This window comes from Pseudarthrobacter sp. MDT1-22 (assembly GCF_054511035.1).
In genome coordinates this window covers 96250-113263 of the sequence record NZ_JBTNDK010000012.1, presented here as the reverse complement: position 1 = coordinate 113263, position 17014 = coordinate 96250, and the positions used below count along the sequence as shown (strand labels likewise).

Annotated in this window: 16 protein-coding genes and 2 tRNA genes; 5 read left to right on the top strand and 13 right to left on the bottom strand. The window is 64.3% G+C overall.

Going from position 1 to position 17014, the window contains the following annotated elements; all coding sequences use genetic code 11:
• Nucleotides 1-12 precede the first annotated feature (12 nt).
• The gene (pknB, locus tag ACX80M_RS11615; protein ID WP_459309722.1) at nt 13-1950 is read left to right on the top strand and encodes a Stk1 family PASTA domain-containing Ser/Thr kinase; all 1938 of its coding nucleotides are present in this window, start codon (nt 13-15) and stop codon (nt 1948-1950) included.
• Nucleotides 1951-2052: 102 nt separating this feature from the next.
• Here pknB and ACX80M_RS11610 read toward each other — a convergent pair whose 3' ends face one another.
• Genes ACX80M_RS11610 through ACX80M_RS11600 form a run of 3 tightly spaced genes read right to left on the bottom strand, consistent with a single transcriptional unit; the run spans nt 2053 to nt 3664 of the window.
• Entirely contained in the window at nt 2053-2694 is a 642-nt protein-coding gene (locus ACX80M_RS11610; RefSeq protein WP_459309720.1) for an aminodeoxychorismate/anthranilate synthase component II, read from the bottom strand.
• On the bottom strand, nt 2691-2861 hold the full coding sequence (locus tag ACX80M_RS11605; RefSeq protein ID WP_167349826.1) for a hypothetical protein: 171 nt from the start codon (nt 2859-2861) through the stop codon (nt 2691-2693). The genes ACX80M_RS11610 and ACX80M_RS11605 overlap by 4 nt, the downstream gene beginning before the upstream one ends.
• 2 nt (nt 2862-2863) lie before the next feature.
• Nucleotides 2864-3664, bottom strand: coding sequence for a class E sortase (locus tag ACX80M_RS11600; protein WP_374209947.1), 801 nt, complete (start codon nt 3662-3664; stop codon nt 2864-2866).
• A 175-nt stretch (nt 3665-3839) separates the two neighbouring features.
• Here ACX80M_RS11600 and ACX80M_RS11595 point away from each other — a divergent pair, with 175 nt between their 5' ends.
• Together ACX80M_RS11595 and ACX80M_RS11590 are read left to right on the top strand one after the other, a co-directional pair.
• Nucleotides 3840-4094: a cell division protein CrgA gene (locus tag ACX80M_RS11595; RefSeq protein ID WP_056342777.1), complete on the top strand. Its 255-nt coding sequence runs from the start codon at nt 3840-3842 to the stop codon at nt 4092-4094.
• A gap of 18 nt (nt 4095-4112) precedes the next feature.
• Nucleotides 4113-4745 (top strand): DNA-3-methyladenine glycosylase I, encoded by a 633-nt coding sequence (locus tag ACX80M_RS11590; protein ID WP_459309718.1) that lies wholly within the window; start codon nt 4113-4115, stop codon nt 4743-4745.
• A gap of 223 nt (nt 4746-4968) precedes the next feature.
• Here ACX80M_RS11590 and ACX80M_RS11585 read toward each other — a convergent pair whose 3' ends face one another.
• The 3 genes from ACX80M_RS11585 to ACX80M_RS11575 form a co-directional block, all read right to left on the bottom strand.
• Nucleotides 4969-5442, bottom strand: a complete 474-nt coding sequence (locus ACX80M_RS11585) for a carboxymuconolactone decarboxylase family protein (RefSeq protein ID WP_252611319.1) — start codon at nt 5440-5442, stop codon at nt 4969-4971.
• A gap of 655 nt (nt 5443-6097) precedes the next feature.
• Nucleotides 6098-6979 carry a rhomboid family intramembrane serine protease gene (locus ACX80M_RS11580; protein WP_252600918.1) on the bottom strand — a complete coding sequence of 294 codons (882 nt, stop codon included), beginning with the start codon at nt 6977-6979 and terminating at the stop codon, nt 6098-6100.
• An 8-nt stretch (nt 6980-6987) separates the two neighbouring features.
• Nucleotides 6988-7533, bottom strand: coding sequence for a peptidylprolyl isomerase (locus ACX80M_RS11575; protein WP_252600914.1), 546 nt, complete (start codon nt 7531-7533; stop codon nt 6988-6990).
• A 155-nt stretch (nt 7534-7688) separates the two neighbouring features.
• On the opposite strand from ACX80M_RS11575, the gene ACX80M_RS11570 reads away from it, so the two are divergent.
• Both ACX80M_RS11570 and ACX80M_RS11565 read left to right on the top strand, forming a co-directional pair.
• Nucleotides 7689-8660 carry a hypothetical protein gene (locus ACX80M_RS11570; RefSeq protein ID WP_252600912.1) on the top strand — a complete coding sequence of 324 codons (972 nt, stop codon included), beginning with the start codon at nt 7689-7691 and terminating at the stop codon, nt 8658-8660.
• A 136-nt stretch (nt 8661-8796) separates the two neighbouring features.
• Entirely contained in the window at nt 8797-9672 is an 876-nt protein-coding gene (locus tag ACX80M_RS11565) for a glycosyltransferase family 2 protein (protein WP_252600910.1), read from the top strand.
• 26 nt (nt 9673-9698) lie between these two features.
• On the opposite strand, the gene ACX80M_RS11560 is transcribed toward ACX80M_RS11565, so the two are convergent.
• The 7 genes from ACX80M_RS11560 to gyrB form a co-directional block, all read right to left on the bottom strand.
• Complete coding sequence (locus ACX80M_RS11560) at nt 9699-10643, bottom strand: DMT family transporter (protein WP_252600908.1); 945 nt, start codon at nt 10641-10643, stop codon at nt 9699-9701.
• Nucleotides 10644-10730: 87 nt separating this feature from the next.
• Nucleotides 10731-10806 (bottom strand) — tRNA-Ala (locus ACX80M_RS11555).
• Between the two features lie 72 nt (nt 10807-10878).
• The gene (locus ACX80M_RS11550; protein ID WP_459309715.1) at nt 10879-10995 is read right to left on the bottom strand and encodes a DLW-39 family protein; all 117 of its coding nucleotides are present in this window, start codon (nt 10993-10995) and stop codon (nt 10879-10881) included.
• 69 nt (nt 10996-11064) lie between these two features.
• Nucleotides 11065-11138, bottom strand: a tRNA-Ile gene (locus ACX80M_RS11545).
• Between the two features lie 99 nt (nt 11139-11237).
• A complete protein-coding gene (locus tag ACX80M_RS11540) occupies nt 11238-11909 on the bottom strand; it encodes a DUF3566 domain-containing protein (protein ID WP_252600906.1) in 672 nt (223 codons plus the stop codon).
• The gene (gyrA, locus tag ACX80M_RS11535; protein WP_252600904.1) at nt 11906-14584 is read right to left on the bottom strand and encodes a DNA gyrase subunit A; all 2679 of its coding nucleotides are present in this window, start codon (nt 14582-14584) and stop codon (nt 11906-11908) included. The genes ACX80M_RS11540 and gyrA overlap by 4 nt, the downstream gene beginning before the upstream one ends.
• A gap of 59 nt (nt 14585-14643) precedes the next feature.
• Nucleotides 14644-16734 carry a DNA topoisomerase (ATP-hydrolyzing) subunit B gene (gyrB, locus tag ACX80M_RS11530; protein WP_252600903.1) on the bottom strand — a complete coding sequence of 697 codons (2091 nt, stop codon included), beginning with the start codon at nt 16732-16734 and terminating at the stop codon, nt 14644-14646.
• Nucleotides 16735-17014: the final 280 nt, after the last annotated feature.

Below are 17014 nucleotides of genomic sequence, written 5' to 3'. Positions count from 1 at the left end.
TCGGGATTGACAGTGAGTGATTCGGCCCGCACCCCGCTCCACCGGGAGGACAGCCTCCCGGTGGATAACCAGCGTGTCCTCAGCGGCCGCTATGAACTCGGCGGAATCATCGGCCGCGGGGGGATGGCGGATGTCCACCGCGGAGTGGATACCCGGCTTGGCCGGACCGTTGCTATCAAGCTTCTCCGCCCGGATATGGCCCGTGATCCGCAGTTCCAGGCGCGCTTCAAACGGGAAGCGCAGTCCGTGGCGGCGCTGAACCACCCGTCCATCGTCGCCATTTACGACACGGGCGAACATACGGTTCCGGATGGCTCGGAGGACAGTGTCCGGGTGCCCTACATCGTAATGGAGTTTGTTGAGGGCCGGACCATCCGCGACCTGATCCGGGCCAAGGAAGTCAGCATTGACCAGGCCATCGACTTCTGCCTGGGCGTGCTTTCTGCCCTTGAATACAGCCACAAAGCGGGCATCGTCCACCGGGACATCAAACCTGCCAACGTGATGTACTGCGAAGGCTCCAATTCCGTGAAGGTCATGGACTTCGGGATTGCCCGGGCAATCGCCGATTCATCCGCCACCATGACGCAGACCCAGGCCGTGGTGGGCACTGCCCAGTACCTCTCGCCCGAGCAAGCCCGGGGCGAAACAGTGGATGCGCGCAGCGACCTCTACTCCGCAGCGTGCCTGCTGTACGAAATGCTCACCGCCCGCCCGCCCTTTATTGGTGACAGCCCCGTGTCCGTGGCGTACCAGCACGTCAGGGAAATCCCGGAGCCCGCGAGCAGCGTGAACCCGGAGGTCTCGGCCGCCCTGGACAGTGTCCTGGCCAAGGCTCTGCAGAAGAACCGGGCGGACCGTTTCCAGGACGCGGCCGCCTTCCGGCGTGCGCTGCGCGCCGCCCGGGCGGGCGTGTCCGTGCCCGCGCTGGCCGCAACCGAAGCCCCCACCGATCCAAACGACCACGTCCCGACGCCGGAACGCCCGCCCGTGACAGAGGCGTTCGGGCTCACCGGAGCCGGCTTCCTGGACGATGTCCCCACCGGCCGGCAGCGCAGCGCGGACGACACCCGGACTGACGGCGTACCGGTCATGGCGGCCGCCACCCGGGGAAGATCGGATGTCGATGAACTGCCCTTGGGCTTCGCTCCGGAACGCGAGCGGACCGCCCGGCAGAAGTCCCGTCGTCGTACGTGGATTGCCACACTGGTGATCTTCACCCTGCTGGTTCTTGGCGGCGGCGGTCTCTGGCTGTACAACATCATGAACCAGCCAGCTCCAGCGCCGCCCAAGGTGGCGGTCCCGGCGGTGGCGGCCCTGACGGAGTCGGCGGCCCTGCAGGAACTTTATGGTGCCAACCTGCGGCCGCAGATCAAACGGAACAAGCACGAGACCATACCCAGCGGGACGGCCATCGGCACTGACCCGGTGGCCGGAACCTCGCTTGACCCCAATGCGGAGGTGATCCTGAATATCTCTGAAGGCCCAAGCGCCGTCAAGATTCCGGAGAACCTTCCGGGCCAGACAGAAGCCGCGGCGCGGGACATCCTGCGCCAGGCAGGACTCGTGGGAGCCCCTTCCACCACCACAGCCAACAGCGCCACCGTTCCCGGCGGCAGGGTGATTACCACCAGCCCGGCACCGGGCCAGATGGTGGGGGTGGGCACCACGGTGGAGATCGTGATTTCCACCGGCAAGGTGTCCATGCCTGAACTGCGCGGCCGCACGCGTGCCGAGGCGGAAACGGCGCTGAAGGAACTGGGCCTGGTCCCCAACGTCCAGGAAGTGGAGAACTCCCAGGTGGAGGCGGGCCGGGTCACGGATCAAAGTGACCCCGTGAATGCCGCCGTCGATCAGGGCAAGACCATCAATATTGTGGTGGCCAAGGAACCGGCCCCGCCGCCATCGCCATCGCCAACGGCCACGCCCTCAGCCACTAAAAAGGGCTAGGCCTCCACCCGCTCCTTAAAGCAACGCGGGGCCACTTCGCGCCCATCCCGAAGGGGAACATGGGCGCGAAGTGACCCCGCGTTGTTCGTGCGTGTGTTCCGGTCAGTGCTGGATGAGGGGGCTCAGCGTGGAGGCACGGGTGGCGGCTCCCGCCATTCCCAGGGACTCGAGCCAGTTGCCCAGCATCTGGTAGCCGCCTTCGGTCAGGACCGACTCCGGGTGGAACTGCACCCCGCACAGCGGTGCAGTGCGGTGCTGCAGGCCCATCACGACGCCGGTCGCGGTCTCGGCGGTGATCTCCAGGACGTCGGGGATGGTGTCCCTTACCGCTGCCAGCGAGTGGTAGCGCGTCGCTGTCACGGGGGAGGGGAGCCCGGCGAAGACGCTGGTGCCGTTGTGCTCCACCAGCGAGGTCTTGCCGTGCATCAGCTCTGGCGCGTGGGTCACTGTGCCGCCATAGGCTTCGGCCAGGGCCTGATGGCCCAGGCACACACCGAACATCGGCTTGTTGTTCGCCCCGCACCACTTGATCAGCTCAATGCACACGCCCGCCTCGGCGGGGTTACCCGGACCGGGTGAGATGAGGACGCCGTCGCGCGTTTGTGCCATCTCGATGGCTTCAGCGAGGGTCACGTCGTCGTTGCGGACAACGGTGGTCTCGGCGCCGAGTTCCTGGAGGTAGCCCACCAAGGTGTAAACGAAGCTGTCGTAGTTATCTACGACCAGGATTTTGGTTGTGGTCATGGCTGGCTTGCAGAACCAATCGTTGAGTCGGTGAATGCGGTGAACCCGGACATCCATGGGAACAGGAACTGAACCATCAGGATCAGTGCGCCGGCGATGAGCACCAGCGACGTGAGGATCCGCAGCCAGAGGGGGCCCGGCAGGTGGCGGAAAATCCAGCCGTACATACTCAGTTTCCTCCCACCGCTGCGGCCACCTGGGCGGCGATCTCGGCCGGCGGGCCCGCCGAGGCAGGCTGCCAGCTATCCAGCAGCGCGTACGCGATGATGCGTTCCTCGGCGCCGAAGCGCGGATTGCAACTGGTCATGGTGAGGAAGCTTTCGGTGGGAGTGACGCCGGGGCGGGTGGGGACCGGTTCCAGGACATCGGTCCGGGACGGCATCACAATCTGGTTGTTGCGGAAGACATAGATGTAGTAGCCGTCCTTGGTCTGGACGTAGATTTTGTCCCCCGGGACAAGGGTGTGGATATTGTCCAGGACGGCACCATGGGTCTGCCTGTGGCCGGCCACCGCGAAGTTACCGGCCGCGCCGGGCATGGCGGTGTTGGCGTAATGGCCAAGCCCCAGCGTATCCAGGACATCCCCGGTGGTTCCCTGCACGATGGGCCGCGTGTAGTTGGGGCCAAAGCGGGGGATATACATGATGCCGATGGTGCCGGCATGGCCTGGCGCCGCGGCAACGGCCGGGGTGCCATAATCCACGGGCGCTGCCGATGGATCCGGTTCCGGACTCGCGGGCACCGCGCCGCCCAGCCCCTGGGCGAACTCCTTGATGACGGCACTCTGCTTGGCGTCGGATTCGATGTTGGTCCACCACAGCTGCCAGCCCACAAAAAGCAGGAGGATAATGCCGGCTGTGATGAGCAGTTCGCCGAGCACCTGCACTGTGCCACGCAGAATGGAAGCGCGCGCGGGCGCCGCACGGGCGGGCCTCCTAGCGGCGCGCCTCGCCTTCTCCTGCACTACCACGCGTTCTCCTCCGGGGTGGCCGCGCTGGGCGTTTGAATGCCCTGAACTACGGCTAGAATTGACTGCTAGTAAGAATCCAGATTTGACCAAGATCGCGCAGACCGCTGGCAACTTCCTTCTTGCAGGATATCAAGCCCGCGGCGCCGAGCTTGCTCCAGTCCGCCAAGGAGAGCACGTGCCCGAGTCAAAGCCTCGCAAGAAGACTTCCAGCGCCGCGCAGCCCGCTTCCGGGGCGCAGGCGTATAAGCCCAACGCTGTTTGGTTCAAGCCGGTGATGTTCGGCCTGATGATCATCGGGCTCTTCTGGATCATCACGTTCTACATCAGCGAGGGCCGGTTTCCTGTCCAGGCCTGGGAGTCGTGGAACATCGTGGCCGGCTTCGGCATTGCCATCATCGGCTTCCTGATGACCACGCGCTGGCGTTCCTGACCTGACCGCAGGACCCGCATGACTCCCGCTGCCGCCGCCCAGCCCCTAAACGAGGGTGTGGACGGAACAGTCCTGGGCGACGACGGCCTCGCCCGTCCGCCGTGGGCCGCCGTGGATCCGCTGTTGCGCGAGTACTACGACTCCGAATGGGGCCTGCCCGTCCGGGACGAACAAGGCCTGTACGAGCGCATCTGCCTTGAAGGCTTCCAGGCAGGTCTCTCGTGGGCAACGATCCTCCGGAAGCGCCCCGCCTTCCGTCAGGCTTTCCTCGACTTCCAGCCGGACGCTGTTGCCGCTTTTACGGAAGCGGATCTTGAGCGCCTGCTCCAGGATCCCGGCATCGTCCGCAACCGGCTCAAGATCCGTGCCGCCATCACCAATGCCCGGGCCACCATCGCGCTGCGCGAGCGGGAAGGCCTGGTTGACTTCGTGTGGCAGTTCCAGCCCCGGGCCACTCCCCAGCCGGTCACGCACGCGGAGATCCCCACGCAGTCACCGGAATCGGTGGCGCTCTCCAAGGCGCTGCGGACGCAGGGATTCTCGTTCGTTGGCCCCACCACCATGTTCGCGCTGATGGAAGCCATCGGCATGGTGGACACCCATCTTCTGGACAGCCACCGGCGCGGATCCTCAGGCGTCTGGACCGGCTGACCTGCCGCTCCGCGGGGAACTGACCGGACGCCCCGCCGGCGCCTGTTGTCCACAGCTGTTGGGAAAGTTATCCACAATGTGCATAACTTTCCCGGGGCCGGAAGCGATATCCGCCCGTGCAGGCCATGGCGCACGGGACCGGATCCAAAGCGCTCGGACGGACAGTTATTAACAGTGTGGATTGGCTGTGGATAATTCACACCGCCCGAACGGAATGTCCCAGTCAGCGGTCCCGGCGGACCGGATGGTGGCTGGTGATGGACACCCGGTTAAAGGCATTCATGGTGATCACCAGCCAGCTGACCGCCGAAAATTCATCGGCGCTGAGGTGCTGACGCGCATATCCTTCCTCAAGCTCGGTTGTCCGGTGGTCCGGCAGTTCGGTGATGCATTCTGCCAGGGCAAGGGCAGCCCGCTCCTTGTCCGTGAACAGGGCTGTCTCCCGCCACGCCGGCAGGACAGCAAGCCGCTGATGGCTCTCCCCGGCCTCCATGGCGTCCCGTACATGCATGTCGAGGCAATAGGCACAGCCGTTGATCTGGGAGATCCGCACGTTGAGCAGCTCTATGGTCTTGCGGTCAATCCCGGCCGCGTCGGCGGCTTCGCGCACTTTCAGCCCCAGACCGTTGAGAGCGCGCCATACCGCGGGGTGCTGCTTGTCGAGGTAGATGTGCTGGGTTGTTGCGGTGGCGCTCAAGGCGGTCCTCCTGGCTGGAAGCTTGTTGGGTCCGATGCTGCGTAGGAACACCCTCGCACACACACGTGTTATCCACTTACTAACACTGGACTACCCACAAGTTGTCCACAGTTGTGGATAACAATCCACAGGACGGCCCGAGCGGACCCCTCAGCTGCCCCAGTCGGGGAAACACCGAAGGTTAACTACATGTCTGTAAGTTGTTAACACTGTGAATAACCCTGTTGATACGGGCAGGCCAGATCCCCTCCTATGGGCCCCCGGCGCGGGAAATTGCCAGGATGTCCACAGGTCGGGCTCAAATGGCTTGTTTTTCCACTTAACCACAGGCGCATCCCCAGGTCTTGTCCACAATTGTGGACAACAGGATGACGAAATCCGGCAAAAGGGCGGACACCCGGGAGCAGGGGCACATCGAAATCCTGAACTACACCCGTGTAAGTTACTAACAGTGTGGATAACCCCTGTGGATAACTTAGGCGCCGTCGTCATAGGCCTGACGCGGACCACGGGCTGCTCGCACGCCGGGACGCCCGCAGCAAGTGAACGGGCAGCGCGGTGCGGAGGCCTCACGAGGCACAGAAAAGACCCCGGCGTCCGTTGGGACACCGGGGTCTAAGCGGTCTGTTGGAGCTGGGCCTGAGGACCCGGACGGTCAACCGGCCGTGACGCGGAGCCAGCTCGCCAGGGCCAGCAGGAGAAGGACGGCGACCAGTCCGGCCGCGTGCAGCAGGCCCTGCCGCGGGCCCCGGGGCGTGTATGCAATCACGGCAGCGCACAGGGCGCCTGCGACGAGCCCGCCCAGGTGCGCCTGCCAGGCGATCTGGGGGACCACAAATCCGATCACGCCGTTGATGGCGATCAGGACCCACAGCTGCCGCGTATCCCCGCCGCGGTGTCGCTGTACCAGCAGCATCGCCCCGAAGAGTCCAAAGATCGCCCCCGAGGCGCCCACCACTCCGGCAAGAGGCACGCCAGGCACGTAGCCGGGGGTCAGCAAGAGATAGCCGACAGACCCTCCGATGGCAGAGATGAGATACAACGCCAGGAAGCGGACCCGGCCCAGAAGCGGTTCGAGTGCCTGGCCGAAAATCCACAGCATGTACATGTTCAGCACAATGTGGAGGATGAATCCCTGGGAGTGCAGGAACGCCGCCGTCAGCATCCGCCACGGTTCGAACTCACCGAATTCGGGAGTGGCAAAAACATTGGCGAACGCCAGGTTCTGGTAGATCCACTCGCCGGGCACCACCCATTGCAGAACGTACATCACCGCGCACAGGGCGATAATTCCAAACGTCACTATTGGTTTTCCGGTTGCCACGGCGCCGCCGTAGACAGTCTTGACCGCCGGCGTCGTGCGCTTTGTTTCGTTGACGCAGTCAACACACTGGAATCCGACGGCGGCCGCCCGCTGGCAGTCCGGGCACGCTGGGCGGCCGCAGCGCTGGCAGCGCACATAGGAGGGCCGGTCCGGGTGCCTGGGGCACACCGGAACCTGCGCGGACGGCTCGGCCGCCGGAATTCCGTAGCTCATGTGATGGGTTAGAGCTGCTCGATGTCGATGCCGTTGATGGTGACGTCCTCAACCGGGCGGTCGCCCATTCCGGTGCGGACGCCCTCGATGGCGTCGACGACCTTCTTGGAGTCCTCGTCAGCAACCTCGCCGAAGATGCTGTGCTTGCCCTGCAGCCAGTCGGTGGGGATGGTGGTGATGAAGAACTGCGAACCGTTGGTGCCCTTGCCCGCCTGGATGCCGGCGTTGGCCATGGCCAGTTTGTAGGGGGCGTTGAAGCTGAGTTCGGGGTGGATTTCGTCATCGAACTTGTAGCCGGGTCCGCCCACGCCGCGGCCCAGCGGATCGCCGGCCTGGATCATGAAGTCCTTGATGATGCGGTGGAAGATGGTGCCGTCATACAGCGGCGTGCCAGTCTTGTCCTCACCGGTCTCGGGGTGGGTCCAGGCCTGCTCCCCGGTGGCCAGGCCAACGAAGTTCTTGACCGTCTTCGGCGCATGGTTGCCGAACAGATTAACGACGATGTCGCCGAGGCTCGTGTGGATGGTTGCTTTTGCAGTTGCGATTGCAGTCATGCCGCCTATTCTTTCACGGCAGGTCAACGTGGAAGGGGCTGGACCGGCAGTTCCGCGCTGGGTGAAATCAGGTGTAAATCCGCGGGAAGAATAGCCCGTGCAGGTCAAGGCACGTAGGCTAACAACAGAACCGTCACATTAATCGGGAGGTAGTTGTGAAGAAATCGGATCGTATTGCCCGTGACCTTGAACAGTCAGTCAACAGCGCAGTTGAGAGCGCCAAGGACTGGGCATCCCCCCGCGTGGAAGCAGCAGTGGATTGGGCAGTTCCCCGCCTGCAGCATGGCCTGGACACCGCATCTCCCAAAATCCAGGAGGGGCTCAAGACCGCGGCCCACAACCTTGCCGACGGCGTCGCAACAGTGACGCCGCGCATCCAGGAGGGGCTCGCCCAGCTCGCCCCGAAAATCCACGACGCCGTTGAGGTCGCCACTCCGCGCCTGTACGAAGCGCTGGACAAGGCCACTCCCGTTATCCAGAACGCCCGGGACCGCGTGGTGGTGGAATACCTGCCGCGCCTTTCGGACCAGATCGGCCACGCGTCCGACGCCGTGCACCGCACCTTGGAAAGCGCGCCGTCCCACGTGGACGCCGTCGCCCAGCGGCTTGCCGATTCCGGCGTCGTGCATTCCCTCCAGGAGCAGGCACAGTCGGCCGGCACGCAGCTCAAGGCCGCCGCGCACGAAGCCGGTAAGGCCGTAGGGGTCCAGATCGCCCAGCCGCAGAAGCCCAAAAAGCGCGGCTGGCTGGTGTTCGGCATCATCGCCGCAGCCGTCGCCGCCGGCGTCGCCGCCTGGAAGGCCTCCAAGCCCGTGGAAGACCCGTGGAAGACCCCTTCTCCTGTCACACCTACTCCGGCGCCGGTTCCTGCCACCACCGTGAACGACGCCAAGGACACGGCCGGGGACGCAGCCAGCAAGGCTGCGGCCGCCACCGCTTCGGCCGCGGACGCCGTGGCCGGCCAGGCAGAGGATGTTGCCGACGACGCGGAGGACGCGGCCGAGAAGGCCAAGCACGTCGCCGATGAATCGGCAGACGCAGCAGCCAAGGCGTCCACCGATGCCAAGACCGCCATCAAGAACATTGCGTCCAACATGAACGGTTCCGCGGACAAGGGCAGCAACTAGCACTTCCGGCGCCCTCGCGCCGCCCACGGAAGGGGCTCCGCCTGGTGCGGGGCCCTTTCAGTGTTTTCCCAGTGTTTGTCCGGGCTGGACCCAGTCGCTGGCGGGACGAACCCTGATCGGTGCTAAATTTGAACTGATGTCAGCCGATAAATCCTCTGGGGATGCCTTGAACGACGCAGCACAGCTGCCGCTCGTGTCCATTGTCATCCCGGCTTACAACGAGGAAAGTGTCATCCGGCAGTGTCTCATCGCTGCGGTGTACCAGTCGGTGCCGGCCCACGAAATCATCGTGGTGGACAACCTCTCCACTGACCGCACCTCCGCCATCGTGGCGCAGATGCAGCTGGAGTATCCGGAAAGTCCCATCATCCTGCTCAGCCAGGACCGGGACCAGGGCCTGATTCCCACCCGAAATTTTGGCCTAAACCATGCCACCGGCGACGTCCTGGGTCGCATTGATGCCGATTCCGTTGTCGAGCCGGACTGGGTGGAGCAGGTCCAGAAGGCCTTTTTTGATCCGTCAGTCCAGGCAGCCACCGGGCCGGTGGTCTACTACGACATGCCGATGCGGCGGTTCGGGCTCAAGGCAGACGACAAGATGCGTCAGCTGATGCTCAAGCTCGCCAAGCACCAGTACCACTTCCTGTTCGGCTCCAACATGGCCCTGCGGGCTACGGCATGGGAAACCATCCGGGACGAAACCTGCCGGGACGAGAAGGACGAGATGCACGAGGACATCGATCTCTCCCTGCACCTTGCCGACCACGAACTCAAGGTCCAGTACTGGCCCCAGATGGTGTCCGGGATGTCCGCCCGCCGGCTCGAGGATTCACCGCGGGACTACCGGTACTACGTGACCCGCTTCGACCGCACGTACAAGGCGCACAACGTCAAGAAAATGGCCCTCAAGGCACCCATGGTGGTGTTCTTCTCGGTCTACTTCCCGGCGAAGCTCCTGCGGGCCATCCACACGGTCAACACCGCCCAGTCTGTCCGCCGCGGCGGACAATAGGCCCGGTTTCCGGCTGTTGCGCGGCCTCAGTCCGTTCCGAGTTCAGCCAGACGATCCGACGGCGGTTCATCCCCACGCGCGGCGGAACCTTCGCGCCGTTTCCTGAAGCCTGACCGCTGTCCCAGAACCACGACGGCGAGGCCCACGAGGATGAGCCCCAGCCCGCCGTAGGTGCCTGCAGGCAGTGTCTCGTGCAGGAAGACCGCGGCCAGCACGGCTGCGCCGGGGATCTCCAGCAGGATGATCATCGACACCAGCAGCGGGCTCATGGTGGCCAGCAGGTGATTGAAGGCTGTGTGGCCCACCAGTTGGGCACACACGGTGATGGCCAGGATCCCCACCCAGCCAACGGCGTCGAACCCCACCAGCGGCTGGCCGCTGAAGAGCGCCAGCACCGCCACAAAGGCAGCGCACATCCCGTAGCAGAGCGTGGTGTATGTTCCCGTGGTCATGGTCTGGCGGGCCTTGCCGCCGGCGAGCGTGTAGAGGCCGGCCAGGGCCCCACCGGCGACAGCCAGCAGGTCACCCAGAAGCGCGTCCGGCGAGGATCCCATGTCGAACCCGGTGATGGTGACAACACCACCAAAGGCGATCCCCAGCCCTGCCAGCACCTGCCAGCGGTGCCTGGTGCCGCGGAACAGCTGGAAGACCGCAATCCAGGCCGACTGCAGGCAGACCAGGGCGGTGGCGGCAGCCACGGAGGTGAGCTGGAGGGACGTGATGAAGCAGGCAAAGTGCAGGGCCAGGGCGACGGCGGCGAGCAGCGACCAGCTGAACTCGGGGCCGGTGATCCGGCCGAACTGCCGGGGTTCGCGGACCACGGTGGGAGTGGCCATGACGGCGGCCCCGATGGCGTTGCGCCAGAAGGCGATGGCGAGGGCACTGACGGTGGTGGCACCGAGGGTCGCGGCGATCAACGGCCCGGACGACGCCACACCCAGGACGCCCACGGCCGCAAGAAGAAAGTTCACCGTTCAACCCTACTGTCCTGCTATAACACTGTGCCGCCTTAACGACAGAATCCCGGACAGCTTTTCAGCTGTCCGGGACTCTCCTTATGGTGGAGGCACGGGGACTCGAACCCCGAACCCCCTGCTTGCAAAGCAGGTGCGCTACCAATTGCGCCATGCCCCCATAAGAAGCAACCCGTCAATCATACCCTAGAACCGTGGAGCCTTTTGCAAGCTCCCGGTCCGGGAATCCGGCCTATTCGACCTTGTCGGTCGACTGGCTCCAGACTGTTTTCCGGGCCTCGGATTCCTGTGCTTTCCTGTAGAGCAGGACGCCTGCGATCACAGCTGCAAGTACCAGCAACTTCTTCACATGCTCCCCGTTCCGATCCTGCCTGCCGTGAAGCAAACCGAACCTTCCTTCGAACCTGCACAGGTTCCGTGGGCGTACCAGGACTTGAACCTGGGACCTCTTCGTTATCAGCGAAGCGCTCTAACCGCCTGAGCTATACGCCCCGATGCCTCATCGGGCCGAGACATGACTTTACAGCACATCCCGGCCCGATCTCAAATCGAGGCATTTCGCCGGAGAATTTCCGGTGAAATTAAGGGTTTTCAGTCGTCCGTGAGGGTGACGCCGATGCCACCAACAAGCGTTGCGGAGATGTTGTAAAGCACCGCTGACAGCATGGACAGCGCCGTCAGCAGGACAACGTTCACCACGGCGATAATCGTGGCAAAGGAAGCCACCTGGCCCAGGGATGCGACCTTCTTCAGTTCGAACCCGCCGCCTTCGGAGCCTGCCAGGGTGCCCAGGAGGCTGTCCACCTGGTCAAAGATTCCGGTGAGGTCCAGGACAGTCCAGAGGACGATGGCGGCCACCACGGTGACGATTCCCAGCGCCACCGACAGCAGGAATGCCATCTTCAGGACCGACCAGGGATCCACCTTGCTGACCAGCAGCCGTGCACGCCTGACCTTGGCCTTGGGTGCAGGCTTGACCAGGCCGGGCTGGGCCTGCGGAGACCGGCCCTGCACTGGGCGCTGGCTGTCCTGTGCTGCCGCCTGCCTGCCCTGTCCGGCACGCTGGCCGGTCTGGCCTGCCGGAACCCGATCCTGCGCAGGGCGCTGGCCGGGAACGGCCGGCCGCTGCCCCGGCGCGCCTGCAGGGGCCGGTGGGCGCTGCTGCGGACGGACGGGGGCGTTCACCCGGGGTGCGGCCGCGGGCGGCGGCGTTCCGCCGGGTACATTGCTGCTCGGCTTGGGATATGAGTCGGGATTACTCACTCGTTACCTCCGGTGTAGTCTTCGTTCGGCTCAGCGTCGCCGGAGGCGTCCTCTGACTCAACAGCCGGTGATGTTTCTGCCGTTGTTGCTGACCCTGCGGATCCCTCGGGGGACCCGGCCTCTTCAGCCAACGTTACGTCATCGTCCACGGATTCTTCGCCCTCGAGGCCGCGTTCGCTGTTCCTGGCCACTTCAATGATGCGGTCATTCTTGTCCGGCTTCGCGAAGATAACACCCATGGTGTCGCGGCCCTTGGCCGGTACGCCGGCCACGGATGAACGGACAACCTTGCCGCCTTCCATGACCACCAGAACCTCGTCCTCTTCCTGAACAATCAGGGCGCCCACGAGGTGGCCCCGTTCCTCTTGGTACTTGCCCACCTTGATGCCCAGGCCGCCGCGGCCCTGCAGGCGGTATTCCTCCACCGCGGTGCGCTTGGCATACCCGCCCTCGGTGACCACAAAGACGAACGAACCGTCCGTGACGACGTCCGCCGCCAGCAGTTCATCGTCCTCGCGGAACTTCATGCCGGTGACACCGGACGTGGCCCGGCCCATGGGACGCAGGGCATCGTCGGTGGCGGTGAAGCGGATGGACTGGCCCATGCGGGACACCAGCATGAGGTCATCCGTTTCGGAGACAAGCTGGGCGGAAACCAGCTCGTCCTCGTCACGCAGGTTGATCGCGATGACGCCGGCGGAGCGGTTGGTGTCGTAGTCCTCCAGCCGGGTCTTCTTGACCAGGCCGCGCTTGGTGGCCAGCACCAGGTAAGGGGCCTGCTGGTAGTCCCTGATGTCCAGGACCTGGGCGATGTGCTCGTCCGGCTGGAAGGCCATCAGGTTGGCGACGTGCTGGCCCTTGGCATCACGGCCGGCCTCCACCAGTTCGTACGCCTTCGCCCGGTAGACCCGGCCGAGGTTGGTGAAGAAGAGCAGCCAGTGGTGGGTGGTGGTCACGAAGAAGTGCTCCACCACGTCGTCGCCGCGGAGCTGGGCGCCCTTGATGCCCTTGCCGCCGCGCTGCTGCGACCGGTAGTTGTCGCTGCGCGTGCGCTTGACGTAACCGCCGCGGGTAATAGTGACAACCATTTCCTCTTCGGGGATCAGGTCCTCCATGGACATGTCGCCGTCGAAGCCCATCAGGATCTTGGTGCGGCGGTCATCACCGTGCTTGGCCACGATTTCGCCCAGCTCGGTGCTGATGATTTCACGCTGGCGTTCCTCGGAGGCAAGGATCGAGTTGTACTCGGCGATCAGGGCCTCAAGTTCGGAATGGCGGTCCTGGATCTTCTGGCGTTCCAGGGCTGCCAGGCGGCGCAGCTGCATGTCCAGGATGGCCCGGGCCTGCAGTTCGTCGATGTCCAGCAGCTGCATCAGTCCGTCGCGCGCGGCTTCGGTGGTGTTGGACGCACGGATGAGCGCAATGACTTCGTCCAGCGCGTCCAGTGCCTTCAGGAGGGCACGCAGGATGTGCGCCTCTTCCTCGGCTTTGCGCAGGCGGTAGCGGGTACGGCGCGCAATGACGTCCAGCTGGTGCGTTACCCAATGGCGGATGAAGGCGTCCAGGCTCAGCGTGCGCGGAACCCCGTCCACGATGGCCAGCATGTTGGCGGAGAAGTTGCTCTGCAGGTCGGTGTGCTTGTACAGGTTGTTCAGCACCACCTTGGCCACGGCGTCGCGCTTGAGCACAATGACCAGCCGCTGGCCGGTGCGGCCGGAGGTCTCGTCGCGGAGGTCCGCAATGCCGGATATCTTCCCGTCCTTGACCAGTTCGGCGATCTTGATGGCCAGATTGTCCGGGTTGGCCTGGTAGGGCAGTTCGGTGACAACCAGGCACGTACGGCCCTGGAGTTCCTCGACGTTGACCACGGCGCGCATGGTCACGGAGCCGCGGCCCGTCCGGTACGCGTCCTCAATGCCCCTGTGGCCGAGAATGGTCGCGCCGGTGGGGAAATCGGGTCCCTTGATACGGAGCAGCAGCTCTTCGAGCAGTTCCTCGCGGCTGGCCGTCGGATTGGCCAGGTACCACTGGACGCCGTCAGCTACTTCGCGGAGGTTGTGCGGCGGAATGTTGGTGGCCATGCCCACGGCAATGCCGGACGAACCGTTGACCAGCAGGTTGGGGAAACGGGCCGGCAGGATGGTGGGTTCCTGGTTCTTGCCGTCGTAGTTGTCCTGGAAGTCGACGGTTTCCTCGTCAATGTCACGGACCATCTCCATGGCCAGCTGGGACATTTTCGTTTCGGTGTACCGCGGGGCGGCGGCACCGTCATTGCCCGGCGAACCGAAGTTGCCCTGGCCCAGGGCCAGCGGGTAGCGCATGGTCCAGTCCTGGATCAGGCGGACCAGCGCATCGTAGATCGCGGTGTCGCCGTGGGGGTGGTACTGGCCCATGACCTCGCCCACCACACGGGCGCACTTGTTGAAGGACCGTTCCGGCCGGTAACCGCCGTCGAACATCGCGTACAGCACGCGGCGGTGCACGGGCTTGAGGCCATCGCGCACGTCGGGAAGGGCACGGCCCACAATAACGGCCATGGCGTAGTCCAGGTACGAGCGCTGCATTTCCGTTTGCAGGTCCACCTGCTCCACGCGGTCAACCAACACGTCGCCTTCAAGAACGGCTTCCGGAAGATCGGCGGATTCCGCCGGGTTCTCTGGTGTCTCGTCACTCATCGTTTATATTTTCCGTTTCAGGTATATGTCGGGCTTGGAATATCTACTCGGTGAACCGGTCAGATATCCAGGAACCTGACGTCCTTGGCGTTCTGCTGGATGAAGTTTCGGCGGGACTCCACGTCTTCGCCCATTAGCGTGGAGAAGGTCTGGTCCGCTGCCAGGGCATCGTCCATGGTGACCTGCAGGAGGGTCCGGTGGTCCGGGTCCATGGTGGTGTCCCACAGCTCGGTATAGTCCATCTCACCCAGGCCCTTGTAGCGCTGGATGCCGTTGTCCTTCGGGATACGGCGGCCGGCGGCCTGCCCGGACAGGAGCTTGGCATCGCGCTGCTTGTCGCTGAAGACGTAGTCGTGCGGCGCGTTGGACCACTTGATCCGGTACAGCGGGGGCTGCGCCAGGTACACGTAGCCGTTTTCGATCAGCGGGCGCATGTAGCGGAACAGCAGCGTCATGAGCAGCGTGGTGATGTGCTGGCCGTCAACGTCAGCGTCGGCCATCAGCACGATCTTGTGGTACCGGAGCTTGCTGAGGTCGAAGTCCTCGCCGATGCCGGTGCCGAACGCGGTGATCATGGACTGGACCTCGGTGTTGCCCAGGGCCTTGTCCAGCCGGGCCCGCTCCACGTTCAGGATCTTGCCGCGCAGCGGCAGGATGGCCTGGGTTTCAGGGTTGCGGCCGCGTTTGGCGGAACCGCCGGCGGAGTCGCCCTCCACGATGTACACCTCGCAGCGGGCGGGATCCTTCGAGGAACAGTCGGACAGCTTGCCGGGCATCCCGAAGGATTCCAGCGGGCTCTTGCGGCGCGCATTGTCACGGGCCTTCCGGGCGGCCATCCGGGCCTGGGCTGCGGAAATGGCCTTGCGGATGACATCTCGGGCGGGGCCGGGGTTGCGTTCCAGCCAGTCACCCAGGCCGTCGGTGACAACGCGCTGGACGAAGCCCTTGACCTCGGAGTTGCCGAGCTTGGTCTTGGTCTGGCCCTCAAACTGCGGCTCGGCCAGCTTCACGGAGATGACCGCCGTGAGGCCTTCACGGATATCGTCACCGGTGAGGTTGTCGTCCTTTTCCTTGATGATGCTCTTCTCCCGCGCGTAGCGGTTGATGAGGGAGGTCATCGCGGCGCGGAAACCCTCTTCGTGGGTGCCGCCCTCGTGGGTGTTGATGGTGTTGGCGTAGGTGTGGACGCTCTCGGAATACGCGTTGGTCCACTGCATCGCCATCTCCAGCGCGATGTGCCGTTCCGTGTCCTCGGTTTCGAAGGAAATGACGTCCTCGTGGACAACATCAACCTTCTTGCCCGAGTTCAGGTGCTTCACATAGTCCAGCAGGCCGTCGTCGTACTGGTACACCACGGTGCGGTGCTCAGCGGTGACTTCACCTTCGGTGACCACCACGTCAAGGTTAAGGTCCTCATTGGCGTCCGCGTTCGACGCTGCGGTGCGCTCGTCCGTGAGCGTGATCCGCAGGCCCTTGTTCAGGAAGGCCATCTGCTGGAAGCGGGCGCGGAGCGTCTCGAAATCAAACTCAGTGGATTCGAAGATTCCCGCGTCCGGGTAGAAGGTCTGGGTGGTGCCGGTGGTGGCGCTCTCTTCGCCCTTGACCAGCCCGCCCTGGGGCTTGCCGCCGTCGGCGAAGGACATCCGCCAGACGTTGCCCTGCCGCCGGACTTCAGTGTCCACCCTGCTGGAGAGCGCGTTCACCACGGAGATACCCACACCGTGGAGGCCGCCCGAGACTGCGTAACCGCCGCCGCCGAACTTGCCGCCGGCGTGCAGGATGGTCATAACCACTTCGACAGTGGGCTTGTGCTCGGTGGGATGCATGTCCACGGGGATGCCGCGGCCATCATCTACAACTTTGACGCCGCCGTCGGCCTGCAGGACTATTTCGATGTGCGTGCAGTACCCGGCCAGCGCCTCGTCAACAGAGTTGTCCACCACTTCATAGACCAGGTGGTGCAGGCCGCGCGGCCCGGTGGAGCCGATATACATGCCCGGGCGCTTGCGGACGGCTTCGAGGCCCTCAAGTACGGTGATGTCGCTTGCGCCGTATTCCCGGGGTGTCACGGCCTCCGCCGGCGTATCGGGGGTAGGGACGTCCTCCGTTGCGCGTTCCACTGCCTGGGTATCTGTATTGTCGTTAGCCACAGGTGCTGTCGACTCCTCTTTTTCGATGATGGCCGGCGGCGGCCTTCCAGTGGAAAGCATCCGCCAACAGGCACAAGCTGATGGCGCTGACGGATACGTCGACGTGCAGGACCGAAGTCCGCCTGCGGAGAGCGTGCGGAAAACGGACTCAGTCAACGTTTCACCGGCGCCCAGTTATCTGCTGTGATTCTATCGTGAAATGGGCCGCAAACCCGCATTCCGGCGGGCGTCGCGGGACCTTGATGTGCCGATGCGAGGCCATTGACCCCGCCTAGGGCGC